The sequence below is a fragment of the Streptomyces sp. NPDC004284 genome, assembly GCF_042874035.1.
GTDB lineage: Bacteria > Actinomycetota > Actinomycetes > Streptomycetales > Streptomycetaceae > Streptomyces.
The window spans coordinates 292550-318787 of the sequence record NZ_JBIAMJ010000007.1 but is presented as its reverse complement, the minus strand read 5'-3'; the positions used below and the strand labels follow the sequence as shown (position 1 = coordinate 318787).

At 70.6% G+C, this 26238-nt stretch carries 21 protein-coding genes; 15 read left to right on the top strand and 6 right to left on the bottom strand.

Annotated elements, in window-relative coordinates; genetic code table 11:
* Nucleotides 1-6 precede the first annotated feature (6 nt).
* The 8 genes from murG (at nt 7) to ACFYUS_RS20700 (ending at nt 7160) form a co-directional block, all read left to right on the top strand.
* Complete coding sequence (gene murG, locus ACFYUS_RS20735) at nt 7-1092, top strand: undecaprenyldiphospho-muramoylpentapeptide beta-N-acetylglucosaminyltransferase (RefSeq protein WP_388853808.1); 1086 nt, start codon at nt 7-9, stop codon at nt 1090-1092.
* Nucleotides 1093-1119: 27 nt separating this feature from the next.
* Nucleotides 1120-1917 (top strand): cell division protein FtsQ/DivIB, encoded by a 798-nt coding sequence (locus tag ACFYUS_RS20730; RefSeq protein WP_388853805.1) that lies wholly within the window; start codon nt 1120-1122, stop codon nt 1915-1917.
* Between the two features lie 284 nt (nt 1918-2201).
* A complete protein-coding gene (gene ftsZ / locus ACFYUS_RS20725; protein ID WP_388853802.1) occupies nt 2202-3416 on the top strand; it encodes a cell division protein FtsZ in 1215 nt (404 codons plus the stop codon).
* Entirely contained in the window at nt 3413-4150 is a 738-nt protein-coding gene (gene pgeF / locus ACFYUS_RS20720; protein ID WP_388853799.1) for a peptidoglycan editing factor PgeF, read from the top strand. Before ftsZ ends, pgeF begins: the two co-directional genes overlap by 4 nt.
* On the top strand, nt 4150-4869 hold the full coding sequence (locus ACFYUS_RS20715; RefSeq protein WP_388853796.1) for a YggS family pyridoxal phosphate-dependent enzyme: 720 nt from the start codon (nt 4150-4152) through the stop codon (nt 4867-4869). The genes pgeF and ACFYUS_RS20715 overlap by 1 nt, the downstream gene beginning before the upstream one ends.
* Before the next feature lie 122 nt (nt 4870-4991).
* Nucleotides 4992-5612, top strand: coding sequence for a cell division protein SepF (locus ACFYUS_RS20710; protein WP_030693462.1), 621 nt, complete (start codon nt 4992-4994; stop codon nt 5610-5612).
* 80 nt (nt 5613-5692) lie between these two features.
* Nucleotides 5693-5983, top strand: coding sequence for a YggT family protein (locus tag ACFYUS_RS20705; RefSeq protein ID WP_388853793.1), 291 nt, complete (start codon nt 5693-5695; stop codon nt 5981-5983).
* Between the two features lie 67 nt (nt 5984-6050).
* Nucleotides 6051-7160, top strand: a complete 1110-nt coding sequence (locus ACFYUS_RS20700; RefSeq protein WP_388853790.1) for a DivIVA domain-containing protein — start codon at nt 6051-6053, stop codon at nt 7158-7160.
* A 147-nt stretch (nt 7161-7307) separates the two neighbouring features.
* Here ACFYUS_RS20700 and ileS read toward each other — a convergent pair whose 3' ends face one another.
* Nucleotides 7308-10475 carry an isoleucine--tRNA ligase gene (gene ileS, locus ACFYUS_RS20695; protein WP_388853787.1) on the bottom strand — a complete coding sequence of 1056 codons (3168 nt, stop codon included), beginning with the start codon at nt 10473-10475 and terminating at the stop codon, nt 7308-7310.
* A gap of 544 nt (nt 10476-11019) precedes the next feature.
* Between ileS and ACFYUS_RS20690 the strand changes: the two genes are divergently transcribed.
* From ACFYUS_RS20690 to ACFYUS_RS20665, 6 genes are all read left to right on the top strand, one after another.
* Nucleotides 11020-11991 carry a TraR/DksA C4-type zinc finger protein gene (locus tag ACFYUS_RS20690; RefSeq protein ID WP_388853784.1) on the top strand — a complete coding sequence of 324 codons (972 nt, stop codon included), beginning with the start codon at nt 11020-11022 and terminating at the stop codon, nt 11989-11991.
* 80 nt (nt 11992-12071) lie between these two features.
* Nucleotides 12072-12656 (top strand): signal peptidase II, encoded by a 585-nt coding sequence (lspA, locus tag ACFYUS_RS20685; protein ID WP_388853781.1) that lies wholly within the window; start codon nt 12072-12074, stop codon nt 12654-12656.
* A gap of 29 nt (nt 12657-12685) precedes the next feature.
* Nucleotides 12686-13627: an RluA family pseudouridine synthase gene (locus ACFYUS_RS20680; RefSeq protein WP_388853778.1), complete on the top strand. Its 942-nt coding sequence runs from the start codon at nt 12686-12688 to the stop codon at nt 13625-13627.
* Nucleotides 13624-14091, top strand: coding sequence for a GNAT family N-acetyltransferase (locus ACFYUS_RS20675; RefSeq protein ID WP_388853774.1), 468 nt, complete (start codon nt 13624-13626; stop codon nt 14089-14091). Before ACFYUS_RS20680 ends, ACFYUS_RS20675 begins: the two co-directional genes overlap by 4 nt.
* A 56-nt stretch (nt 14092-14147) precedes the next feature.
* Nucleotides 14148-15734, top strand: a complete 1587-nt coding sequence (locus ACFYUS_RS20670) for a Na+/H+ antiporter (protein ID WP_388853771.1) — start codon at nt 14148-14150, stop codon at nt 15732-15734.
* 53 nt (nt 15735-15787) lie between these two features.
* On the top strand, nt 15788-16357 hold the full coding sequence (locus tag ACFYUS_RS20665; RefSeq protein WP_388853768.1) for a dienelactone hydrolase family protein: 570 nt from the start codon (nt 15788-15790) through the stop codon (nt 16355-16357).
* 78 nt (nt 16358-16435) lie between these two features.
* On the opposite strand, the gene ACFYUS_RS20660 is transcribed toward ACFYUS_RS20665, so the two are convergent.
* The 5 genes from ACFYUS_RS20660 to ACFYUS_RS20640 form a co-directional block, all read right to left on the bottom strand.
* Nucleotides 16436-17383 (bottom strand): zinc metalloprotease, encoded by a 948-nt coding sequence (locus ACFYUS_RS20660; protein WP_388853765.1) that lies wholly within the window; start codon nt 17381-17383, stop codon nt 16436-16438.
* Between the two features lie 339 nt (nt 17384-17722).
* Nucleotides 17723-19372, bottom strand: coding sequence for an alkaline phosphatase D family protein (locus ACFYUS_RS20655; RefSeq protein ID WP_388853762.1), 1650 nt, complete (start codon nt 19370-19372; stop codon nt 17723-17725).
* A 143-nt stretch (nt 19373-19515) separates the two neighbouring features.
* A complete protein-coding gene (locus tag ACFYUS_RS20650; protein WP_388853759.1) occupies nt 19516-20331 on the bottom strand; it encodes a DsbA family protein in 816 nt (271 codons plus the stop codon).
* Nucleotides 20332-20386: 55 nt separating this feature from the next.
* On the bottom strand, nt 20387-21073 hold the full coding sequence (locus ACFYUS_RS20645; protein WP_388853756.1) for a hypothetical protein: 687 nt from the start codon (nt 21071-21073) through the stop codon (nt 20387-20389).
* 61 nt (nt 21074-21134) lie between these two features.
* Nucleotides 21135-22460 (bottom strand): DUF2252 domain-containing protein, encoded by a 1326-nt coding sequence (locus ACFYUS_RS20640; RefSeq protein ID WP_388854148.1) that lies wholly within the window; start codon nt 22458-22460, stop codon nt 21135-21137.
* A 161-nt stretch (nt 22461-22621) separates the two neighbouring features.
* Here ACFYUS_RS20640 and dnaE point away from each other — a divergent pair, with 161 nt between their 5' ends.
* Complete coding sequence (dnaE, locus tag ACFYUS_RS20635; RefSeq protein ID WP_388853753.1) at nt 22622-26161, top strand: DNA polymerase III subunit alpha; 3540 nt, start codon at nt 22622-22624, stop codon at nt 26159-26161.
* The last annotated feature ends 77 nt before the right edge of the window (nt 26162-26238 follow it).

The following is a 26238-nucleotide window of genomic DNA, read 5'->3' as shown; positions in this document are numbered from 1 at the left end:
ATTTCGGTGCATGTCGTACTCGCCGGCGGGGGGACCGCCGGCCACATCGAGCCGGCGCTCGCCCTCGCGGACGCCCTGCGCAGGCAGGACCCCAGTGTGGGGATCACGGCGCTCGGCACGGAGAAGGGCCTGGAGACCCGGCTCGTGCCCGAGCGGGGCTACGAGTTGGCGCTCATCCCCGCCGTACCGCTGCCCCGCAAGCCCACCCCCGAGCTGATCACCGTCCCGGGGCGGCTGCGCGGCACGATCAAGGCGGCCGAGCAGGTCCTGGAGCGCACCAAGGCGGACTGCGTGGTCGGCTTCGGCGGCTACGTGGCCCTGCCCGGCTATCTCGCGGCCAAGCGCCTCGGGGTGCCCATCGTGGTCCACGAGGCCAACGCCCGGCCCGGCCTGGCCAACAAGATCGGTTCGCGGTACGCGGCCGGGGTCGCCGTCGCCACCCCGGACAGCAAGCTCCGCAACGCCCGCTACATCGGCATCCCGCTGCGGCACACCATCGCGACCCTCGACCGGGCGCGGGTGCGGCCCGAGGCGCGCGCCGCCTTCGGCCTCGACCCGAACCTGCCGACGCTGCTCGTCTCCGGCGGCTCCCAGGGCGCCCGGCGGCTCAACGAGGTGATCCAGCAGATCGCCCCGGTGCTCCAGCGCTCCGGCATCCAGATCCTGCACGCGGTCGGCCCGAAGAACGAGATGCCGCGCGTCGACAACATGCCCGGTATGCCGCCCTACGTGCCGGTACCGTACGTGGACCGGATGGATCTCGCGTACGCCGCGGCCGACATGATGCTCTGCCGTGCGGGCGCGATGACCGTCGCCGAGCTCTCCGCCGTCGGACTGCCCGCCGCCTACGTCCCGCTGCCCATCGGCAACGGCGAACAGCGGCTCAACGCCCAGCCGGTGGTCAAGGCCGGCGGTGGACTCCTCGTCGACGACGCGGAGCTGACGCCGCAGTGGGTGCAGGGCAACGTCCTGCCCGTACTGGCCGATCCGCACCGTTTGTACGAGATGTCCCGCGCCGCCGCCGAGTTCGGCCGCCGGGACGCCGACGACCTGCTCGTCGGCATGGTGTACGAGGCGATCGCCTCCCGCTAGCGGGGGACTGAGGGCAGGAGGCGCCGGGTGGCAGCCGGACCGACGACCGCGGAGAAGAGCGGTACCAGCAAGTCGAAGGGGTCGTCGGGGCGGTCGTCCGGCGCGGACGCCCGGAACCGTCGGTTCCGGGTGCCCGCCCCCCGGGTGGTCCTCGTGGCGCTCGGCCTCGTCGTGCTCGTGGTCGGCGGGGTCTGGGCGCTCTACGGGTCGACCTGGTTCCGTGTAGAACGTGTGAAGACTTCGGGCACCGGGGTGCTGACGCCGGCCGAGGTCGAGGCGGTCGCCGCGGTTCCCATGGGCGCCCCGCTCGTCACCGTCGACACCGACGCGATCGAGGCCCGGCTCCGGCAGGAACTGCCGCGAATCGACTCGATCGACGTGGTGCGGTCGTGGCCGCACGGAATCGGGCTGAAAGTGACAGAACGGCAGCCCGTTCTCCTGGTGGAAAAGGGCGGAAAGTTCATCGAAGTGGACTCGGCGGGCGTGCGGTTCGCCACGGTCGACACCGCCCCCCGCGGCGTGCCCCGACTCGTCCTCGACAGCGCCTCCTCGCCGAGCCTCCGCCGCTTCGGCGCGGACCGGCTGCTTCGGGAGGCGGTCCGCGTCCGGGGTGAACTCCCGGAACAAATCGCGCGGGACACTCGTGTCGTGCGCATCACCTCGTACGACTCCGTCACTCTGGAACTGACCAGGGGGCGAACGGTCTTCTGGGGCAGCGGTGAGCACGGGCCCGTCAAGGCCCGGGTGCTGACCGCCCTCCTGAAGGCCACGCCCAAAGCGGGGCACTTCGACGTAAGTGCCCCCACGGCGCCCGCCTCGTCCTGAAGTTGACGGGTATCTCCGCTGGCCAGCACCCTGGTTGGCCAGCGCTACGGGTGATCACATAGGGTGAAAAGAAAAACGGGAGGTTCGGCGTGTTCGTTGAACGTGCGCCACTTGTCGACTTAGTGTCCTGTTCGGAAGAGTCCAACGAACAGCGACACTGGTAACCCTAAACTTCAACGTTAGGGTTCGGGTCGGCTATTCGGACCGTCCCAATCGGCATCCGTCGGAGCGGCGCGACCAACCGCGCAGCGACGACACGTAACTCGAGGCGAGAGGCCTTCGACGTGGCAGCACCGCAGAACTACCTCGCAGTCATCAAGGTCATCGGTGTCGGCGGCGGTGGTGTCAATGCCATCAACCGAATGATCGAGGTCGGCCTCAAGGGCGTCGAGTTCATCGCGATCAACACCGACGCGCAGGCGCTGTTGATGAGCGACGCCGACGTCAAGCTCGACGTCGGCCGTGAACTCACCCGCGGCCTCGGGGCCGGGGCCAACCCGGCCGTCGGTCGCAAGGCGGCAGAGGACCACCGTGAGGAGATCGAGGAGGTCCTCAAGGGGGCCGACATGGTCTTCGTCACCGCCGGCGAAGGCGGCGGCACCGGCACCGGCGGCGCGCCCGTCGTCGCCAACATCGCGCGCTCGCTCGGCGCCCTGACGATCGGTGTGGTCACCCGGCCGTTCACCTTCGAGGGCCGCCGTCGCGCCAACCAGGCGGAGGACGGCATCGCCGAGCTCCGCGAAGAGGTCGACACCCTCATCGTCATCCCGAACGACCGGCTGCTCTCGATCTCGGACCGCCAGGTCTCCGTGCTCGACGCCTTCAAGTCGGCCGACCAGGTCCTGCTGAGCGGTGTCCAGGGCATCACCGACCTCATCACCACCCCGGGTCTGATCAACCTCGACTTCGCCGACGTCAAGTCGGTCATGTCCGAGGCCGGTTCGGCGCTCATGGGCATCGGTTCCGCCCGCGGCGACGACCGCGCGGTGGCGGCGGCCGAGATGGCGATCTCCTCGCCGCTCCTGGAGGCCTCCATCGACGGCGCCCGCGGCGTGCTGCTCTCCATCTCCGGCGGCAGCGACCTCGGTCTCTTCGAGATCAACGAGGCCGCGCAGCTGGTCAGCGAGGCGGCCCACCCCGAGGCCAACATCATCTTCGGCGCCGTCATCGACGACGCCCTCGGTGACGAGGTCCGGGTCACCGTCATCGCGGCCGGCTTCGACGGCGGCCAGCCGCCGGCCCGCCGGGACAACATCATCGGCTCGGTCTCGGCCAAGCGCGAGGAGCCGGCCCCGGCGCCCCGCATCGCCGAGACCCCCCGCCCGCTGGGCGGCCTCGGCACCCTCGCCCCGCGCGAGGAGCCGGTGTCCGTCCCGGTCGAGCCCGCCCCGGTCGTCAACGAGGCCCCGCTGCCGCCGGTCCCGCCGGTCGTCCCGCCGGCCCGTCCGTACGCGGACAGCCAGGCCGAGGAGCTGGACGTCCCGGACTTCCTGAAGTGATAGGGCAGCGCTTCGACGCGAACGGCGCCCACTTCGCCTTCACCGACCGGTGGGGCGGGGTGAGCGCCGTTCCGTACGAGGAGCTCAACCTCGGCGGGGCGGTCGGGGACGACCCGGAGGCCGTCCTCGCCAACCGGGGGCTCGCCGCCCGCTCGCTCGGGCTCGACCCGGCGCGGGTGGTCTGGATGAACCAGGTCCACGGCGCCGACGTCGCCGAGGTCGACGGACCGTGGGGGGACGGGGAGATCCCGTCCGTCGACGCGATCGTCACCGCCCGCCCCGGACTCGGCCTCGCCGTCCTCACCGCGGACTGCGTCCCGGTCCTCCTCGCCGACCCGGTCGCCGGAGTCGCGGCCGCCGCCCACGCCGGGCGGCCCGGGATGGTCGCCGGAGTCGTCCCCGCCGCGGTCGGGGCGATGGTGAAGCTCGGCGCCGACCCCGCCCGGATCGTCGCCCGCACCGGACCGGCCGTCTGCGGCCGGTGCTACGAAGTGCCGGAGGCGATGCGCGCCGAGGTCGCCGCCGTCGAACCGGCCGCGTACGCCGAGACCTCCTGGGGGACCCCCGCCGTCGACGTCGCCGCCGGAGTGCGCGCGCAGCTGGAGCGGCTCGGGGTCCGGGACGTCGCGGACGCCGGGGTCTGCACCCTGGAATCGCGCGACCACTATTCGTACCGCCGCGATCGCACCACGGGGCGACTCGCGGGATATGTCTGGTTGGCAGGGAAGAACTGATGACGGACCGCAAGTCGGAACTCGCCGCGAACCTGGCCCGGGTGGAGGAGCGCATCGCCGCCGCGTGCGCCGCCGCCGGGCGCCCGCGGGAGGAGGTGACCCTGATCGTGGTCACCAAGACCTACCCCGCGAGCGACGTCAGACTCCTGCACGGGCTCGGTGTCCGACACGTCGCCGAGAACCGGGACCAGGACGCAGCCCCCAAGGCGGCCGCCTGTTCCGATCTTGACCTGAACTGGCACTTCGTGGGCCAGTTGCAGACCAACAAGGTCAGATCCGTGGTGGGTTATGCCGATGTGGTGCAGTCCGTCGACCGCCTGAAGCTCGTTTCCTCTCTCTCCGCGGCCGCGGAGAAGGAGGGCCGCGAGCTCGGCTGCCTGATCCAGGTCGCGCTCGACGCCGAGTCCGGCGAGCGGGGCGACCGCGGCGGCATCGCGCCGGACGGGATCGAGGAGTTGGCGGCGGCCGTGGACGCCGCGCCCGGACTGCGGCTCGACGGACTGATGACCGTCGCCCCGCTCGCCGGGGAGTACGCCGGCCGGCAACGTGCCGCCTTCGACCGGCTGATGGATTTGTCGACTGTCCTGCGCGCGACCCGTCCTGCTGCGAACATGGTGTCAGCAGGGATGAGTGCGGACCTCGAAGAGGCCATCGCTGCCGGGGCGACACACGTACGCGTCGGTACGGCGGTACTCGGTGTCCGCCCGAAGCTCGGGTAACGTCGCGAAGCAAGTCGGACCACAGCAGAAAATATGGTCATTCCGCAGAACGGCGGGATGGCCCGTGGATCGCCGGCACTTGGTGACAAGGCCGATCCACCACAGAGCGGAGGACTCAGAGAATGGCCGGCGCGATGCGCAAGATGGCGGTCTACCTCGGCCTCGTGGAGGACGATGGGTACGACGGCCGGGGCTTCGACCCCGACGACGACTTCGAACCCGAGCTGGAGCCGGAGCCCGAGCGCGACCGGCGCCACACCCCCCCGCGTCAGGTGGAGCGCGAGGAGCCGGTGCGAGTGGTGCAGCCTCCGGCCCCCCGGGAGCCGATCGCCCATTCTGTCCCGGTACTCGCCGAAAGCGGACGTCCGGCCCGAATTGCCCCCGTGGCATCCATCACACCCGAACGCCCGAGCCTGGAGAAGAACGCACCGGTGATCATGCCCAAGGTCGTGTCCGAGCGGGAGCCGTACCGCATCACCACGCTGCACCCGCGGACCTACAACGAGGCCCGTACCATCGGGGAACACTTCCGTGAGGGCACCCCCGTGATCATGAACCTCACGGAGATGGACGACACGGACGCGAAGCGACTTGTCGACTTTGCCGCCGGACTCGTCTTCGGGCTCCATGGCAGCATTGAGCGCGTGACGCAGAAGGTGTTCCTGTTGTCGCCTGCTAACGTCGATGTCACGGCGGAGGACAAGGCCCGGATCGCAGAGGGCGGATTCTTCAACCAGAGCTGAGAACACGACAACCGGACGGACCGGTCGCGAAGCGGCCGGACAAGCGAGAGCACGGAAGCCAGGGGAGAGGGAAACGCGGGATGGGCGTCGCACTACAGGTGGTCTACATCGTGCTGATGTGCTTCCTCGTCCTCCTGATCGTCCGGCTTGTCATGGACTACGTCTTCCAGTTCGCCCGTTCATGGCAACCCGGTAAGGCGATGGTGGTCGTCCTTGAGGCCACCTACACTGTCACCGATCCACCGCTCAAGCTTCTGCGGCGACTCATCCCGCCGCTGCGTCTCGGGGGCGTGGCACTCGACCTGTCCTTCTTCGTTCTGATGATCATCGTCTACATCCTGATCTCCATCGTGAGCCGCTTCGCGGGGTGATGGTGGAGGAACAAGTGGACGATACGGTCTTGCCGACTGCCGACGACTACGTAGAGGTGAAGAAGAGATGCCGCTGACCCCCGAGGACGTGCGGAACAAGCAGTTCACGACCGTCCGCCTTCGAGAAGGCTATGACGAGGACGAGGTCGATGCCTTCCTCGACGAGGTCGAAGCCGAACTGACCCGCCTGCTCCGCGAGAACGAGGACCTGCGCGCCAAGCTGGCCGCCGCGACGCGTGCCGCCGCGCAGAACCAGCAGCAGGGCATGCGCAAGCCCCCGGAGCCGCAGGATCGTCCCGTCGGTCCCGGCGCGCCGGTGCCCGCCGCCATATCCGGACCGCCGGCCCAGCAGCAGCAGCCGCAGATGGGTCCGCCGCAGCTGCCCTCCGGTGCCCCCGCGCTTCCCCCCGGCCCCATGCAGGGCGGCCCCATGGGCCCCGGCCCGATGCAGGGCGGTCCCATGCAGGGCGGCCCGATGGGTCCCGGCCCGATGCAGGGCGGCCCCATGGGTCACCCGCAGCAGCAGATGCAGCAGCAGATGCCGCCGCAGATGCAGCAGCCGCAGCCGCAGCAGGGCCCCGGTGGCGACAGTGCCGCGCGTGTCCTCTCGCTCGCCCAGCAGACCGCCGACCAGGCGATCGCCGAGGCGCGCTCCGAGGCCAACAAGATCGTCGGCGAGGCGCGTTCCCGCGCCGAGGGCCTGGAGCGGGACGCCCGCGCCAAGGCGGACGCTCTTGAGCGGGACGCGCAGGAGAAGCACCGCGTCGCGATGGGCTCCCTGGAGTCCGCCCGCGCCACGCTGGAGCGCAAGGTCGAGGACCTGCGCGGCTTCGAGCGCGAGTACCGCACGCGTCTGAAGTCCTACCTGGAGTCCCAGCTGCGTCAGCTGGAGACCCAGGCGGACGACTCGCTGGCTCCGCCGCGCACCCCGGCCACGGCCTCGCTGCCGCCGGCCCCGTCGATGGCCTCGGCGGGCGCGAGCGCGCCGTCCTACGGCGGCAACGGCGCGATGGGCGGTGCCCCGTCCATGGGCGGTGCCCCCTCCTACGGCGGCCAGCAGCAGATGTCCCCGGCGATGACCCAGCCGATGGCTCCGGTCCGTCCGCAGGCGCCCCAGCCGATGCAGCAGGCGCCGGCGCCGATGCGGGGCTTCCTGATCGACGAGGACGACAACTGACGCGGCGCCACCCGAGCGTGTAGCCGTCGGCAGTCACGAAGGGCCGGTTCCCCTCCGGGGGGACCGGCCCTTCGCCGTACCCCCGCCCGGCGGGGGCGGGTACGGCGAAGGGCCCGGCACCGAGCGGTGCCGGGCCCTTCTGGTGCGTCAGGCCTTGCGGAGGCGGAAGGTGAGGGCGAGGGACTCGTCCTCGAAGGGGCTGCCGTAGGTGTCGTCGGCCTCGCCGGAGGCGTAGTCCGTGGCCAGCACCTCGTCCGCGATGAGTTCCGCGTGCGCCGTCAGGGCCTCCGCCGTCTCCGGGGACGTGGAGGTCCAGCGCAGCGCGATGCGGTCCGCGACGTCCAGGCCGCTGTTCTTGCGGGCCTCCTGGATCAGGCGGATCGCGTCACGGGCGAGGCCCGCGCGGCGCAGCTCCGGGGTGATCTCCAGGTCGAGGGCGACCGTCGCGCCGGAGTCGGAGGCGACCGACCAGCCCTCGCGGGGGGTCTCCGTGATGATGATCTCCTCGGGGGTGACGGTGATCTCCTCGCCGTTCACCACCAGGGACGCCTCACCGGACCGCAGCGCCAGCGAGAGGGCCGCCGCGTCGGCCGCCGCCACCGCCTTCGCCACGTCCTGGACGCCCTTGCCGAAGCGCTTGCCGAGCGCGCGGAAGTTCGCCTTGGCCGTCGTGTCGACGAGCGAGCCGCCGACCTCGGACAGGGAGGCCAGGGAGGAGACGTTCAGCTCCTCCGTGATCTGGGCCTGGAGCTCCGGAGACAGGGCCGGGAAGCCCGTCGCCGCGACCAGCGCGCGGGACAGCGGCTGACGGGTCTTCACGCCCGACTCCGCCCGCGTCGCCCGGCCCAGCTCGACCAGGCGGCGGACCAGGAGCATCTGCTCCGAGAGCGTGCCGTCGATCAGGGAGGCGTCCGCCTCCGGCCAGGTCGCCAGGTGCACCGACTCCGGGGCGTCCGGCGTGACCGGCACCACCAGGTCCTGCCAGACCCGCTCGGTGATGAACGGGGTCAGCGGGGCCATCAGGCGCGTGACCGTCTCGATGACGTCGTGCAGGGTGCGGAGCGCGGAGGCGTCGCCCTGCCAGAAGCGGCGGCGCGAGCGGCGCACGTACCAGTTGGAGAGGTCGTCGACGAAGGCCGAGATGAGCTTGCCGGTGCGCTGGGTGTCGTACGACTCCATCGCCTCGGTCGTCTCGGCGACCAGCGTGTTCAGCTCGGAGAGCAGCCAGCGGTCGAGGACCGTGCGCTCGGCCGGCGCCGGGTCGGCCGCGCTCGGCGCCCAGCCGGACGTACGGGCGTACAGCGCCTGGAAGGCGACCGTGTTCCAGTACGTCAGGAGCGTCTTGCGGACGACCTCCTGGATCGTGCCGTGGCCGACGCGGCGGGCCGCCCACGGGGAGCCGCCGGCCGCCATGAACCAGCGGACGGCGTCGGCGCCGTGCTGGTCCATCAGCGGGATCGGCTGGAGGATGTTGCCCAGGTGCTTGGACATCTTCCGGCCGTCCTCGGCGAGGATGTGGCCGAGGCAGACCACGTTCTCGTAGGACGACTTGTCGAAGACGAGGGTGCCGACGGCCATCAGCGTGTAGAACCAGCCGCGGGTCTGGTCGATGGCCTCGGAGATGAACTGCGCCGGGTAGCGGGACTCGAAGAGTTCCTTGTTCTTGTACGGGTAGCCGTACTGCGCGAACGGCATGGAGCCCGAGTCGTACCAGGCGTCGATGACCTCCGGCACGCGGGTGGCGGTCTTCGAGCAGCTGGGGCACGGGAAGGTGACCGCGTCGATGTACGGGCGGTGCGGGTCGAGCTCCGACTGGTCGGTGCCCGTCAGCTCGGTGAGCTCGGCGCGCGAGCCCACGCAGGTCAGGTGGTCGTCCTCGCAGCGCCAGATCGGCAGCGGGGTGCCCCAGTAGCGGTTGCGGGAGAGCGCCCAGTCGACGTTGTTCGTCAGCCAGTCGCCGAAGCGGCCGTGCTTGACCGACTCCGGGAACCAGTTGGTCTTCTCGTTCTCCGCCAGCATGCGGTCCTTGACCGCGGTCGTGCGGATGTACCAGGACGGCTGCGCGTAGTAGAGCAGGGCCGTGTGGCAGCGCCAGCAGTGCGGGTAGCTGTGCTCGTACGCGATGTGCTTGAAGAGCAGGCCGCGCGCGTCGAGGTCGGCGGTGAGCGCCTCGTCGGCCTTCTTGAAGAAGACGCCGCCGACCAGCGGCACGTCCTCCTCGAAGGTGCCGTCGGGGCGGACCGGGTTCACGACCGGCAGGCCGTACGCCTTGCAGACCTTGAGGTCGTCCTCACCGAAGGCGGGGGACTGGTGGACCAGACCCGTGCCGTCCTCGGTCGTGACGTACTCGGCGTTGACCACGTAGTGGGCCTCGGCCGGGCTGTGCTCGTCGCTTCCCTCGCCGGCGCTCGGGAACTCGACGAGCTCGAAGGGGCGCTGGTAGGTCCAGCGCTCCATCTCCGCGCCCGTGAAGGACTCGCCCGTGGTGACCCAGCCCTCGCCGAGCGCCTTCTCGACCAGCGGCTGGGCGACGACGACGCGCTCGTCGCCGTCGGTGGCGACCACGTAGGTCACCTCCGGGTGCGCGGCGACCGCCGTGTTGGACACCAGGGTCCACGGGGTCGTCGTCCAGACGAGGAGCGCCGCCTTGCCGGCCAGCGGGCCGGAGGTGAGCGGGAAGCGGACGTACACGGAGGGGTCGACGACCGTCTCGTAGCCCTGCGCCAGCTCGTGGTCGGAGAGGCCGGTGCCGCAGCGGGGGCACCAGGGGGCGACGCGGTGGTCCTGGACCAGGAGGTCCTTGTCGAAGATCTGCTTCAGCGACCACCAGACCGACTCGATGTACGAGGGGTCCATGGTCCGGTACGCGTCGTCGAGGTCGACCCAGTAGCCCATGCGGGTCGTGAGCTCGGCGAAGGCGTCGGTGTGCCGGGTCACGGACTCGCGGCACTTCGCGTTGAACTCCGCGATGCCGTATTCCTCGATGTCCTTCTTGCCGGAGAAGCCGAGCTCCTTCTCGACGGCGAGCTCGACCGGCAGGCCGTGGCAGTCCCAGCCGGCCTTGCGGGCCACGTGGTAGCCGCGCATGGTCCGGAAGCGGGGGAACACGTCCTTGAAGACGCGGGCCTCGATGTGGTGGGCACCGGGCATGCCGTTGGCGGTGGGCGGACCCTCGTAGAACACCCACTCGGGGCGTCCCTCGGACTGCTCCAGGGTCTTGGCGAAGACCTTGTTGTCGCGCCAGAAGTCGAGCACGGCGTGCTCGAGCGCGGACAGGTCTACCTGGGCGGGTACCTGGCGGTACTGCGAAGACATCGATCTTCCTCCGGCGGATGTGCCACGTTTCCGTCCGGAGGGACGAGAGCACTGCTCCCGCGGTACCACCCTCCTTGGCCCCGGGCGCGGACGCCCTGAGCCCCCTCATTGGGGTCGCGACGCCGGGTCTAGTCACCGCGCTGTCACGCGGCTTTCTTCCGACGGCTCCGGGGTGATGCTTCACATCGGGCTCGCCCCCGGGCTCTCACCGTCCCCGGGTCGCTCATGGCTGCTTGCGACGCTACTCGTCCCCATCCATGCCTTTCGCTGGAGCCAGTGTACGGGGCCCGGAGGAGGGAGGCGGACCGGTTTTCCCGTGACCCGAATGGCCATACGGCCCGTGCCGGACTTCGCGTGCGCCCATGTGGGGGAGGTGCGGGACGGATAACCGGGCGGGGAGCTGGGCACAAGGGAGGCAGGCCCGCCCCGCGGGGAGCGGGGGCGGGTGGGAACGGCGGCGTGCCCCGTTGCCGCGGGCCTTGGGCCGATTTATCGTCCCAGCACGATTCGCGAGCAAGATCACAAAATGTGAAGGGGCCGCGACATGGTGGCGAAGAAGACCGCCGCGAAGAAGACCCCGGTCGCCGGCTCCGCCGGCGCGGCCGGGGTCGCCGAGGACGTGGCCGCCAAGGACGTGGCCGGCAAGAAGTCGACGGTCGACGGGAAGCGGGTCGCGAAGAAGGCACCGGCCCGGAAGACGGTCGCGAAGAAGACGCCCGCCCGGAAGACCGCGGCCCGGAAGACGGCCTCCGAGGCCTCCGCCCCGAAGGGGGCCGACGAGGCCTCCGCCCCGAAGACACCCGCCAGGAAGGCCGGCGCGGCGGATTCCGTCGACGAGGCCGCCACCCCGGGGAAGCCCGCGAAGAAGGCCGGTGCGGCGGTCTCCGCCGACGGGGCGGCGGCCCCGGAGACACCCGCCAGGAAGGCCGGTGCGGCGGATTCCGCCGACGAGGCCTCCGCCCCCAGGACGCCGGCCAAGAAGGCCGTGGCGAAGAAGGCGGGCGCCCGGAAGGCGCCCGCCGCGAAGAAGCAGACAGGAGCCAGGACGGTGGCAGCGAAGAAGACCACGGGTGGCGTCACGACCGTCGGGGAAGAGGCGGCGGTGCCCCCGGCGCGGGCCGGTGAGCTCGCGGTGCGTCCCGGTGAGGACCCGTGGACCCCGGCGGAGGTCGCCGAGGCCCGAGACGTCCTCCAGTCGGAGGTGCTGAGGCTGCGCAGCGAGCTCGTCCACTCCCAGGAGGAGCTGACCGGCCTGATGCGGGACTCCGGCGACGGCGCCGGGGACGACCAGGCCGACACCGGCACCAAGAACATCACGCGCGAGCACGAGCTGGCCCTCGCGGCGAACGCCCGGGAGATGCTGGAACAGAGCGAGCACGCCCTGGAGCGGCTCGACGCGGGCACCTACGGCCTCTGTGAGGTGTGCGGGAAGCCGATCGGCAAGGCGCGGATGCAGGCCTTCCCGCGGGCCACGCTCTGCGTCGAGGACAAACAGCGACAGGAGCGGCGCGGCTGACGATCTCGGCTGCCGGTCTCGTACGCCTGTGCCGTACGCTCGGGGCACGGTCAGGCATCGAGGTCGAGGGACTCACTCACGTGGCAGAGGCGGAGCGCATCATCGGTACGCCGGATTCAGCAGGGGCCGACGAGACGGCCGTCCCCGACGGCGCGGCCGTTCCCGAGGAGCGGCCGAAGGGCAGGCGCAGGATCGTCGCCCTCTTCGTCGTGGCCGTCCTCGCCTATCTGCTCGACCTCGGCAGCAAGATGCTGGTGGTCGCCAAGCTGGAGGGCCACGAGCCGATCGATCTGATCGGCGACCTGCTGCGGCTCGACGCCATCCGGAACCCGGGCGCCGCCTTCGGCATGGGCGAGGCCTTCACGATCATCTTCACCTGCATCGCGGCCACCGTGATCGTCGTGATCATCCGGCTCGCGCGGAAGCTCTACAGCCTGCCCTGGGCGATCGCGCTCGGCCTGCTGCTCGGCGGGGCGCTCGGCAACCTCACGGACCGGATCTTCCGCTCGCCGGGCGTCTTCGAGGGCGCGGTCGTGGACTTCATCGCCCCCGCGCACTTCGCCGTCTTCAACCTCGCCGACTCGGCGATCGTCTGCGGCGGCATCCTGATCGTCATCCTGTCGTTCCGGGGCCTGGACCCCGACGGCACCGTCCACAAGGACTGAGCACTTCCGGCACAAGGCATACTCGACGGGTGAGCACGAGTCCCGAGATCCGCACGCTGCCCGTTCCCGATGGCCTGGAGGGCGAGCGCGTCGACGCCGCCATCGCCCGAATGTTCGGGTTCTCCCGTACGAAGGCGGCCGAGCTGGCCGCCGCAGGGAAGGTCCAGGTCGACGGCTCCGTCGTCGGCAAGTCCGAGCGGGTCAGCGGCGGCGCGTGGCTCGAGGTCGAGATGCCCGGCGCGGCCGCGCCCGTGCAGGTCGTCGCCGAGCCCGTCGAGGGCATGGAGATCGTCCACGACGACGACGACATCGTCGTGATCATGAAGCCGGTCGGCGTCGCCGCGCACCCCAGCCCCGGCTGGACCGGCACCACGGTCATCGGCGGCCTCGCCGCCGCCGGCTACCGCATCTCCACCTCCGGCGCCGCCGAGCGCCAGGGCATCGTGCACCGCCTCGACGTCGGCACCTCCGGCCTGATGGTGGTCGCCAAGTCGGAGTACGCGTACACCTCGCTCAAGCGCCAGTTCAAGGAGCGCGTGGTGGACAAGCGCTACAACGCGCTGGTCCAGGGCCACCCGGACCCGATGAGCGGCACCATCGACGCGCCGATCGGCCGGCACCCGAACCACGACTACAAGTGGGCGGTCACCGCCGAAGGCAAGCCCTCGGTCACGCACTACGACCTCATCGAGGCGTACCGGTCGGCCTCGCTGCTCGACATCAAGCTGGAGACGGGCCGCACCCACCAGATCCGGGTGCACATGTCCGCCCACCGCCACCCCTGCGTCGGCGACCTCACCTACGGCGCCGACCCGACGCTCGCCAAGCGCCTCGGCCTGACCCGGCAGTGGCTGCACGCCGTCCGCCTCGGCTTCGAGCACCCCGGCGACGGCTCCTGGGTCGAGTTCGAGAGCTCCTACCCCGCGGACCTGCAGACGGCCCTCGACCGGATCGCCTCGGAGAGCCGGTGAGCGACGCGTACACCGTCCGCGAGGCGGTCGGCGAAGGGGACAGGGAGGCCTGCTTCGCGGTGCGTCGCGAGGTCTTCGTCGAGGAGCAGGGCGTCCCGCAGGAGCTGGAGTACGACACGTACGACGCCACCGCGGTGCACGTCCTGGCCGTGCGCGCGGACGGACTGCCGCTGGGCACCGGGCGCCTGCTGCACGGGGCGGACGCGGCCGGCAAGACCGGTGGCGACGCCTCGGTGGGCTCCCTCGGCCGGCTCGCCGTCGCCAAGGCGGCGCGCGGCCTCGGGGTCGGCGCGGCGCTCGTGCGGGCCGTCGAGGACGCGGCGCGGGAGCGCGGTCTGAGCGCCGTCGACCTGCACGCGCAGACCCACGCGCTGGGCTTCTACGAGCGGCTCGGCTACGAGGTGTACGGCCCGGAGTTCCCGGACGCGGGCATCCCGCACCGGGCCATGCGCCGCGCGCTGTAAAGCGTCCGGCCGGGGGCAATCGCTTCCAAAACGGACGTACGTGACAGGGTGGGGCCGTGGATCAATTGGCCCTGCTCTTCCTGCTCCTCCTCGGCGCCCTGCTCACCGTGCCCCTCGGTGACCGGCTCGGGCTGCCCGCGCCCGTCCTGATGACCCTCGTCGGGATCGCGCTGGCCTTCCTGCCCTTCGTGCCGAACGTCGACATCCCGCCGGAGTTCATCCTCCCGCTGGTGCTGCCGCCGCTCCTGTACGCCTCCGTGCAGCGGACCTCCTGGCGGCAGTTCGCGGCCAACAGACGGCCCATCTTCCTGCTCGCCGTCGCCCTGGTCTTCGTCACCACGGCCGCCGTCGGCGCGGTCGCGCACTCGCTCGTGCCGGGCCTTCCGCTGGCCGCCGCGCTGGCGCTCGGCGCCCTCGTCGCACCGCCGGACCCGGTCGCCGCGACCGCCGTGGCCGGCTCGCTGGGGCTGCCCCGCCGGCTCGTGTCGATCCTGGAGGGCGAGGGCCTCTTCAACGACGTCACCGCGATCGTGCTCTACCACGTGGCGATCGCCGCCGTCGTCAGCGGCTCCTTCTCCTGGCCCGAGGCGCTCGGCGAGTTCGTGCTGTCCGCCGTGGTCGCCGTCGTCATCGGCCTGGCCCTCGGCTGGCTCTCCAACAAGCTCATCGGACTCCTCGGCGACGTCACCCTGCAGACCGGCCTGACCCTCCTCGTCCCCTTCGTGAGCTACGTCCTCGCCGAGGAGCTGCACGGCTCCGGCGTCCTCGCCGTCCTGGTCACCGCCCTCTTCCTGGCCGAGCACGCGGCCGACGCCGACGACGTCATGGGCCGGATCGCCGGACAGACCTTCTGGCAGATCGTCGACACCCTCGTCACCGGCATCGCCTTCGGCCTCATCGGCCTGGAGCTCATCCACGTCTTCGGGGTCGCGGAGGGTCGCGGCTGGGAGATGCTCGGCTGGGGCGCCGCGGTGGTCGGCGTGGTGGTCGGCGTCCGGCTCCTGTGGCTGCTGCCCGCCACCTGGCTGGCGAAGCGGCTGCACACGCTCCGGGACGTCGACGAGGAGATCCCGATGAGCTGGCGGGAGACCGTCGTCATGTGGTGGGCGGGGATGCGCGGGGTGGCCTCGGTCGCCCTCGCGCTCGCCATCCCGCTCACCACCGACGAGGGCGCGCCCTTCCCCGGCCGCGACGAGATCGTCTTCATCGCCTTCTGCGTGATCATCGCCACCCTCGTCTTCCAGGGCCTCACCCTGCCCTGGCTGGTCAGGCGGCTCGGGGTGCGGGCCGACACGGACACCGAGCGCGCCCTGGAGCGGGACCTCGCGATCCGGGCGGCGAGGGCGGCCAGGCGCAGGCTCAAGGAGATCGAGGAGGTCGAGGAGCTGCCCGAGGAGGTCCAGGAGCGGCTGCTGCGCGGGGCGTACGACATCGGGGCGCGGATCAGCCCCGACATGGTGGACGACGAGCGGCGGGCCGCGTTCCAGGAGCGGGCCGAGCGGTTCAAGGCGGTGCAGCGGATCCAGCGGGAGCTGATGTCGGCCGCCCGGCACGAGGTGCTCTCGGCCCGCAGCGAGCCGGGCGCCGACCCCGAGGTGGTGGACCGGGTGCTGCGCCAGCTGGACGTGCGCAGCATGCGCTGACGTCTCCAGGGGCCTGCCCGGTCCCGTCGGCGCCGGGTGGCAGGATGGGACGCATGGACATCATGCTCTTCCACTCGGCCTACGGGCTGACCCCTTCCGTCGAGGCGGCCGCCGAGCGGCTCCGGGCCGCCGGGCACCAGGTCTGGACGCCGGACCTCTACGACGGCCGGACGGTCGGGACCGTCGAGGAGGGCGTGGTGCTCCGGGACGAGATCGGCAAGGACGAGCTGCTGAAGCGGGCGGTCCTGGCCGCCGCGCCCTACTCCGAGCGGGGCCTGGTCTACATGGGCCTCTCCCTCGGGGCCTCGATCGCGCAGACCCTGGCGCTCGGCGACGAGAAGGCGCGCGGGCTGCTGCTGCTCCACGGCACCTCGGACCTCGCGGAGTCCGCCTCGGTGGACGAGCTGCCGGTCCAGCTGCACGTGGCCGAGCCCGACCCCTTCGAGACGGACGACTGGCTGTCCTCCTGGTACCTCCAGATGCGCAAGGCCGGGGCGGACGTGGAGATCTACCGCTACCGGGGCGCGGGGCACATCTACACGGATCCGGAGCTGCCGGACTACGACGCGGAGGCGGCGGAGCGGACCTGGTCGGTCGCGCTGTCCTTCATCGACGGCCTGTAGGGCGTACGAGAGCGCGGAAAAGGGGTGTGGCCCCGGGGAACTCCCCGGGGCCACACCCCTTTTCACGCGGACGGGCCGTCAGGCGCGGTACGCGGTCCAGGCGTCGCTCATGCGGGCCACCTGGCCCGCGGTGAACTGGTACATGCAGGAGTCGTACGTGTAGTCCATGAAGTTGTGGATCGGGTCCACACCGGGCTTCGAGGTGCAGGTGTCACGGCCGGTCGGGCACTCGAAGGCGGCGCTCTTCTCGGCCGGGGTGTCGGAGACGTAGTCGCCGTTGCCCGTGCAGCCGCCCTGGAAGGTGTGGTACAGGCCCATCCAGTGGCCGACCTCGTGGGTGGCGGTGTCGCCCTGGTTGTAGTTGGTGGCGGAGCCGCCCGGGAGCGAGGCGTCGAGGATGACGACGCCGTCCATGTTCGGGGCGGACTTGTACGAGGACGGGAAGGTCGCCCAGCCGAGCAGGCCGCCGCCGAGGTTGGCGGTGTAGACGTTCAGCGCGTTGGCGCCGCCCTTGCGCAGGGCGGTCTTCATGTCCTTCTCGGCCTGGGTGCCGTCGGTGATGTTGTACCAGGTGGCGTTGTCCGTGTAGTCGGTGCCGGCCAGGGTGAACTGGAAGCCCGTGTTGGCGTTGCCGGTGCCCTGGCCCCCGTAGGCGGCGTTGAGGACGGCCATCTGGTTGTTGATGGCGGTGGCGCTGAGCTTGCCCGTCGTGCCGCTGTGGATCACGTGGAAGTAGACGGGGATCGTGGCGCCGGCGGTGACGGAGGAGGCGCTGAGGCGGCCGGACTTCCGGGCGGCGGCGACCTTCTTCTTCAGGTCGTCGTCCATGGCCTTGGCCTGGGCGGCGGTGACGGCGTTGGGCTCGGCCTTGGTGGAGCTCCCCTTGGCCTTGCGGGCGCCGGACAGGGCGGCGGTGCCGTCCGCGCACTTCTCGGCCGAGGCCAGCGTGGTGGTCGACGGGCTGGCCGCCGGGGCGGACAGCGGGGCCAGGGCCAGAGTTCCGGCCATCACGGCGGTGCCGAGCACACGACGGGACGTACGCGGCGATATACGGACAAGAGCACGCACGGGTGACTCCTCGCGGGGGGTGGTTGCGAGGAACTTCCTCGCCACGCCGGGGAGATTACGCGGCCATGTCAGAGGTCGCCGAGAATCGATCAAGCCCAATCATTCATGGGGCAATTCGGGTCATCGGGAAGAAAAACTTGCGTCGCTTCCAGGGTTTGAGACGTGGACGTAACGAACGAAGTGATGGAGACGGGTGGTGTGTCCGGATTCGATCTCCCGAACCCACCACCCGCCGTAGCGATGTGATCCCCCGTTAACAAAGGGGATCATGGCTGAAAATCGCCGTTAAGGCATCGCTCAGAGCACCGGCTGGTACACCCGCTCGACACGCTGCGTTCCGCTCAGCGTCCGGTACGAGCGCGCCCAGGACGTCGTCGCGGCCGGGTCCGTCTTGTCGGAGACCGTGTAGTAGTCCATCTGCGAGCGCGCGGCCGTCACGTCGAGCACGCCGTAGCCGTGGTGGTCCATGTCCACCCACTTCACATGGCGGTTGGCGGCCTTCACGGCGCCCGCGGCCACCACCGAGAGCGTCCCCGGGGCCACGTGCAGCAGGTCGTCGAGGTTGTCCGAGGTCACCGAGGTGACCACGAACTCGGTCGCCGCCGAGGCCGAGAGCGGGTACGTCGCGGCCTTCACCGGCACGTCGTTGGCCCAGGCCATGTGGATGTCGCCGGTCAGGAAGACCGTGTTCCGGATCGCCCGCTCGGTCAGGTGCGCGAGCAGCTCCTTGCGGTCGTCGGTGTAGCCGTCCCACTGGTCGACGTTGACCGCGATCCCCTCCTTCGGCAGGCCGAGGAGCCCGGCGAGCGGCTCCAGGAGGTACGCCGGCAGGGAGCCGAAGGCGACCGGCGAGATCATCACCGAGGTGCCGACCAGCTGCCAGGTCGCGTCCGAACCGGCCAGACCGGCCTTCAGCCAGTCCAGCTGCGCGCGGCCGGTGATGGACCGCTCCGGGTCGTCGACCGTGCCGCTGCCGGCCTTCGCCTGCGCGGACCGGAACGAGCGCAGGTCCAGCAGGTGCAGATCGGCCAGCTTGCCGAAGCGCAGCCGTCGGAAGACCGTGCCCTCGGTGGAGGTGCGGACCGGCATCCACTCGAAGTACGCCTGCTTCGCGGCGGCCACCCGGGCCGCCCAGTCGCCCTCGGTGCCCGGGGTGTGGTTCTCGGCCCCGCCCGACCAGGCGTCGTTGGCGAACTCGTGGTCGTCCCAGATGGCGACGATCGGGTGCGCCGCGTGCATCGCCTGGAGGTCGGCGTCCGTCTTGTACGTGCCGTGCCGGGTGCGGTAGTCGGCCAGCGAGAGGATCTCGTGGCGCGGCTCGTGCTGCCGGACGACGTACTTCGCCTCGGGGTAGGCGCCGGTGGCGTACTCGTAGATGTAGTCGCCGAGGTGGAGGACCGCGTCCAGGTCGGTGCGGGCCGCGAGGTGGCGGTAGGCGGAGAAGTGGCCGGACTCCCAGTTCGAGCAGGAGACCACGCCGAAGCGGACACCGGGCCCGGCGGAGTCGGCGGCCGGCGCGGTGCGGGTGCGGGCGGTGGGGGAGGCGACGCCGCCCGCGGTGAAGCGGAACCAGTAGGCGGTGGCCGGGCGCAGGCCCCGGACATCGGCCTTCACCGTGTGGTCGGAGGCGGCGCTCGCCGTGGTCGTGCCGGAGGCGACGACCCGGGCGAAGGAGCGGTCCTCGGCGAGCTCCCAGCCGACCTGGACGTCGGGGCCGAGGCCGGATCCCGGCACGGCCTCGGGGGTGGGGGTGACGCGCGTCCAGAGCAGGACGCCGTCGGGCAGCGGGTCGCCCGAGGCGACGCCGTGGAGGAAGGCGGGTGCCCCGGAGTCCGCGAGCGCCGGAGAGGCCGCGCCGAACAGGGCGGGCGTGGCGACGGCGGTGACGGCGGCGGCCTTGACGACGGCGCGCCGCGTGGGGGCGGAGGATATGAAACGACTGGTCACGGGCAGTCAGATTACTGACGAGTACGCCTCAAGGGCAGACCAAATCCGGAAGTTCGCCCACTCGTCGCCCCCCGGACGCCCGGGCCGGGTACGCGACGGCCCCGGACCGAACCGGTCCGGGGCCGTCGCGGAGCGAGGGGGCGTCAGGCCTTGAGGGCCGCGTCGATCGCCGTGTCGAACTCGGCCACCGTCATCGGCGGGTTGGTCGTGCCCGGCGTCGTGACCGCCTTGCCGTTCATCTTCAGCGTCGGGGTGCCCTGCACCCCGCTGGCGTCGAAGGCCTTCGACATCTTCATCGCCCACGCGTCGAAGGTGCCGTCCTCGACGTTCTTCTTGAACGCCGCGTTGCCCTTGAGGGCCGGGACCGAGTCCGCCACCTCCAGGAGGTAGGAGTCCTTGGCGAACTTGTCGTCCTTCTCCTCCGGGTGGAACTTCGCGGAGTAGAGGGCGGCCTTGTACTTCAGGAAGGCCTCCGGGCTCACGTCCAGCGCGGCGCCGAGCGCCGAGAGGGCGTTCTTCGAGCCCTCGCCCGGGATGCCGTTGTCGATGAAGGTGGCACCGACGTACCGGATCTTGTACTTGCCGGCCTCGACGTCCTTCGCGACCGTGGAGCCCACGGTCTGCTCGAAGGTCGCGCAGACCGGGCAGCGCGAGTCCTCGTACAGCTCCAGCGTCTTCTTCGCGGAGTCCTTGCCGATGACGACGGTCGTGCCGTTCGTGCCCGAGGTGTTCTTCGGGGCCGTCACGCTCTTCGCGTCGGCCGCCGCCTCCCACTGGGAGGGCTTGTTCGACTGGACGACCGCGTAGCCGATGCCGCCGGCGGCGGCCAGGACCGCCACGGCCGAGACGCCGACGATCAGCTGCCGGCGCGCCCGGTCCTTCTTCGCCTGGCGCTCGCGCTCCTCGCGCAGACGCTCGCGGGCGGCGGCCTTGTTGGCGTGGCTGTTGCGTGCACTCATGATCGTGATCTCCGTGAAAGACGAGGGGAAGGGCAGGGGGAGGCGCGGGACCCGCTCAGACGAGAGCGGGCACCGGACGCGGCGGCCCCCGCCGCCCGACGGAGTGCACGAGGAGCCGGGCACGGGCGGACCGGGGCCGCCCGGCGGGCCGGCCGGCCCGCAGCGGCGCCGGACCGGCGGTCCGGAAGAAGGCCGCCACGAGCAGCAGCGGCCGGAACGCGAAGGCCTCCACCGCACGGAGCAGCCGGGCGAGCGCCCGCTCCCCGCCGCGCAGCCAGCACGCCGCCGAGAGCCCCACGCCCACATGGGCCAGGAGCAGCAGCCACGGCAGCGCCGGGTCGGGGGAGGAGAGCAGGGCGGCCGCGCTCCCGCCCTCCGGGGTCACCACCCCGGGCAGCGGGGTGCCCACGGCGCCGCCGCAGAACACGTCCACGCCCACCGAGCGCAGCGAACCGGCGACCGGACCGCCGGCGGGGCCGTAACAGACCGTCTGACCGCTGGTGAAGAGCGTGTCGGCGGCCAGCTCCAGCGGGACGAGGACCCCGGCGATCGGGCCGAGGCCGCGCTCGCGGCCGGCCAGCGCGTACGCCACGGCGAAGACGCCGACCGCCACCGGGACGACCGTCCCGAGCGGCAGCGGCACGCGGGAGAGCAGCACGTGGGACGCCACGGACAGCGTCACGACCAGTGCCGTGAAGAACGCCGCCCGCAGCGCCCTCAGCTGCGTCCCTGCCATGTCCATCGTCGTGGAGTGTCCCATGCGCGCGCGTAAGACGGCCCTAAGCGCAGCCTGTGGACCCGCCCTACAGGCCCGGGATCCGGCCGTTGCGGAAGAGGTCCACGAAGATCTGGTGGTCCGCCCGCGCCCGCGCCCCGTAGGCGTGCGCGAAGCCGACCAGGAGCTCGGCGAAGCCCTCCTCGTCGGCGGCGATCGCCGCGTCGATGGCCCGCTCCGTCGAGAACGGCACCAGGGAGTGGCCGCTGGAGTCGTCCGCCGCCGCGTGCATCGTGGCCGTCGCCCGGCCCAGGTCGGCGACGGTGGCCGCGATGTCCTGCGGGTCGTCGATGTCCGACCAGTCCAGGTCCACCGCGTACGGCGACACCTCGGCGACCAGCTGGCCCGCCCCGTCCAGCTCCGTCCAGCCCAGCCACGGGTCGGCGTGCGCCTGGAGCGCCCGCTGCGAGATCACGGTGCGGTGGCCCTCGTGCCGGAAGTAGCCCCGTACCGACGGGTCCGTGACGTGCCGCGAGACCGCCGGGGTCTGCGCCTGCTTCATGTAGATCACGACGTCGTTCTCCAGGGCGTCGCTGTTGCCCTCCAGGAGGATGTTGTACGAGGGCAGGCCGGCCGAGCCGATGCCGATCCCGCGCCGCCCGACGACGTCCTTCACCCGGTACGAGTCGGGGCGGGCCAGGCTCGACTCCGGCAGGGTCTCCAGGTAGCCGTCGAAGGCCGCCAGGACCTTGTACCGGGTGGCCGCGTCCAGCTCGATCGTGCCCGAGCCCGCCGAGAAGCGGCGCTCGAAGTCGCGGATCTCGGTCATCGAGTCGAGCAGCTCGAAGCGGGTCAGCGCCCGGGCCTCGCGCAGCGCGCCGAGCAGGGCCCCGTCGGCGGTCTCCAGGGTGAAGGAGGGGACCTCGTCGCCCTTGGCGCCGGTCGCGAGGGCGTGGATCCGCTCCCGGTACGCGCCCGCGTAGATCCGGACGAGCTCGGTGATCTGCTCGTCGCTCAGCGCCTTCGCGTAGCCGATCAGGGCGAGCGAGGCGGACAGGCGCTTGAGGTCCCAGGTGAAGGGGCCGACGTACGCCTCGTCGAAGTCGTTGACGTTGAAGACGAGCCGCCCGTTGGCGTCCATGTACGTGCCGAAGTTCTCCGCGTGGAGGTCGCCGTGGATCCAGACCCGGCCGGTCCGCTCGTCCAGGTACGGGCCCTCGTGCACCTCCTGCTCCAGGTCGGAGTAGAAGAGGCACGCCGTGCCCCGGTAGAAGGCGAAGGCGGAGCCGGCCATCTTCCGGAACTTGACGCGGAAGGCCGCCGGATCGGCGGCGAGGAGCTCGCCGAAGGCGGTGTCGAAGACGGCGAGGATGTGCTCACCGCGCTCGGCTGCGGTGGGCTGCGGGACCGACATCGAGGTGCCTCCTGGTGCAAGACTGCTCATGAACAAATGGGACAGGTGTTCCCGGTCTTCCAACGCCCGACGGTACCGGCGAGTGCCCGTGATCTGTCAGTCGGCCGACGTAGACTTCCACGCTGTCCCCCCAGAAATTCATCGTCGGAGGCATCCCCACTGTGACCAGGCCGCCCTTCACGCACCTCCACGTCCACACCCAGTACTCCCTGCTGGACGGTGCCGCGCGGCTGAAGGACATGTTCAACGCGTGCAACGAGATGGGCATGACCCACATCGCCATGTCCGACCACGGCAACCTGCACGGGGCCTATGACTTCTTCCACACCGCGAAGAAGGCCGGTGTGACGCCGATCATCGGCATCGAGGCGTACGTGGCGCCCGAGTCCCGGCGCAACAAGCGGAAGATCCAGTGGGGCCAGCCGCACCAGAAGCGGGACGACGTCTCCGGTTCCGGCGGTTACACCCACAAGACGATCTGGGCGGCGAACTCCACCGGCCTCCACAACCTCTTCAAGCTCTCCTCCGACGCGTACGCCGAGGGCTGGCTGCAGAAGTGGCCCCGGATGGACAAGGAGACCATCTCCCAGTGGTCCGAGGGCCTGATCGCCTCCACCGGCTGCCCCTCCGGCGAGCTGCAGACCCGCCTCCGCCTCGGCCAGTTCGACGAGGCCCTGAAGTCCGCCTCCGAGTACCAGGACATCTTCGGCAAGGACCGGTACTTCCTGGAGCTGATGGACCACGGCATCGAGATCGAGCACCGGGTCCGCGACGGGCTCCTGGAGATCGGCAAGAAGCTCGGCATCCCGCCGCTGGTCACCAACGACTCGCACTACACGTACGCGCACGAGGCCGGCGCGCACGACGCCCTGCTGTGCATCCAGACCGGCAAGAACCTCTCGGACCCGGACCGCTTCAAGTTCGACGGCACCGGCTACTACCTGAAGTCCACGGACGAGATGTACGCCGTCGACTCCTCGGACGCCTGGCAGGAGGGCTGCCGCAACACCCTCCTCGTCGCGGAGCAGATCGACACCTCCGGCATGTTCGAGGCCAAGAACCTCATGCCGAAGTTCGACATCCCCGAGGGCTACACCGAGGTCACCTGGTTCCGCGCGGAGACCATGAAGGGCATGCACCGCCGCTTCCCCGGCGGCATCCCCGAGGACCGCATGAAGCAGGTCGAGTACGAGATGGACACCATCATCTCGATGGGCTTCCCGGGCTACTTCCTCGTCGTCGCCGACTTCATCATGTGGGCGAAGAGCCAGGGCATCGCCGTCGGCCCCGGCCGAGGCTCCGCGGCCGGCTCGATCGTCGCGTACGCCATGGGCATCACCGACCTCGACCCGATCCCGCACGGCCTGATCTTCGAGCGCTTCCTCAACCCCGAGCGCATCTCGATGCCCGATGTCGACATCGACTTCGACGAGCGTCGGCGCGTCGAGGTGATCCGGTACGTGACCGAGAAGTACGGCTCCGACAAGGTCGCCATGATCGGCACGTACGGAAAGATCAAGGCGAAGAACGCCATCAAGGACTCCGCGCGCGTCCTCGGCTACCCGTACGCCATGGGCGACCGGCTCACCAAGGCCATGCCCGCCGACGTCCTCGGCAAGGGCATCGACCTCGACGGCATCACCAACCCGAGCCACCCGCGCTACAGCGAGGCCGGCGAGATCCGGGCGATGTACGAGAACGAGCCGGACGTGAAGAAGGTCATCGACACCGCCAAGGGCGTCGAGGGCCTGGTCCGCCAGATGGGCGTGCACGCCGCCGGCGTGATCATGTCCAGCGAGCCGATCGTCGACCACGCCCCGATCTGGGTGCGGCACACCGACAACGTCACCATCACGCAGTGGGACTACCCGCAGTGCGAGTCGCTCGGCCTGCTGAAGATGGACTTCCTCGGCCTGCGCAACCTCACGATCATGGACGACGCCGTCAAGATGGTGAAGTCCAACAAGGGGATCGACATCGATCTCCTCGCGCTGCCGCTCGACGACCAGAAGACCTTCGAACTGCTCCAGCGCGGTGACACCCTCGGGGTGTTCCAGTTCGACGGCGGCCCGATGCGCTCGCTGCTCCGGCTGATGAAGCCGGACAACTTCGAAGACATCTCCGCCGTGTCCGCCCTGTACCGGCCGGGCCCGATGGGCATGAACTCGCACACGAACTACGCCCTGCGCAAGAACGGCCAGCAGGAGATCACCCCGATCCACCCCGAGCTGGAGAAGCCGCTCGAAGAGGTGCTCGCGGTCACCTACGGCCTCATCGTGTACCAGGAGCAGGTGCAGAAGGCCGCCCAGATCATCGCCGGCTACTCGCTCGGCGAGGCCGACATCCTCCGCCGCGTCATGGGCAAGAAGAAGCCCGAGGAGCTGGCGAAGAACTTCACCATCTTCCAGGCCGGAGCCAAGAAGAACGGCTACAGCGACGAGGCCATCCAGGCCCTCTGGGACGTCCTGGTCCCCTTCGCCGGCTATGCCTTCAACAAGGCGCACTCCGCCGCGTACGGCCTGGTCTCCTACTGGACCGCCTACCTCAAGGCGAACCACCCCGCCGAGTACATGGCGGGACTGCTCACCTCGGTCAAGGACGACAAGGACAAGTCCGCGGTCTACCTCAACGAGTGCCGCCGCATGGGCATCAAGGTCCTGCCGCCCAATGTGAACGAGTCCGAGGCGAACTTCGCCGCGCAGGGCGACGACGTGATCCTCTTCGGCCTCACCGCCGTCCGGAACGTCGGCTCCAACGTCGTCGAGTCGATCATCAAATCGCGCAAGGCCAAGGGGAAGTACTCCTCCTTCCCCGACTTCCTCGACAAGGTCGAGGCCGTCGTCTGCAACAAGCGGACGGTCGAATCGCTGATCAAGGCCGGCGCCTTCGACGAGATGGGCCACACCCGCAAGGGCCTGGTCGCCCACCACGAACCCATGATCGACAACGTGGTGGCGGTCAAGCGCAAGGAGGCCGAGGGACAGTTCGACCTGTTCGGCGGGATGGGTGACGAGTCGAGCGACGAGCCCGGCTTCGGCCTGGACGTCGAGTTCTCCGACGTCGAGTGGGAGAAGTCGTACCTGCTCGCCCAGGAGCGCGAGATGCTCGGCCTGTACGTCTCCGACCACCCGCTCTTCGGCATCGAGCACGTCCTGTCCGACAAGACGGACGCGGCGATCTCCCAGCTGACCGGCGGCGAGCACGCCGACGGCGCGGTCGTCACCATCGGCGGCATCATCTCCGGCCTCCAGCGCAAGATGACCAAGCAGGGCAACGCCTGGGCCATCGCCACCGTCGAGGACCTGGCCGGCTCCATCGAGTGCATGTTCTTCCCGGCCACGTACCAGCTGGTCTCCACCCAGCTCGTCGAGGACACGGTCGTCTTCGTCAAGGGACGGCTCGACAAGCGCGAGGACGTGCCCCGCCTCGTCGCCATGGAGCTGATGGTCCCCGACCTGTCGAACGCCGGGACCAACGCGCCGGTGGTCCTCACCATCCCGACCGTGAAGGTGACCCCGCCGATGGTCAGCAGGCTCGGCGAGATCCTCAAGCACCACAAGGGCAACACCGAGGTGCGGATCAAGCTCCAGGGTCCCCGCACCACCACCGTGCTCCGGCTCGACCGGCACCGGGTGACCGCGGACCCGGCGCTCTTCGGCGACCTGAAGGTGCTGCTCGGCCCGTCCTGCCTGGCCGGCTGACCCGGTTCCGTGCAGCCGACCCGGTTCCGTCCGGTCGGCCCGGTTCCGTACACGCGCAAGGGGCGCGCCCGTTCCCA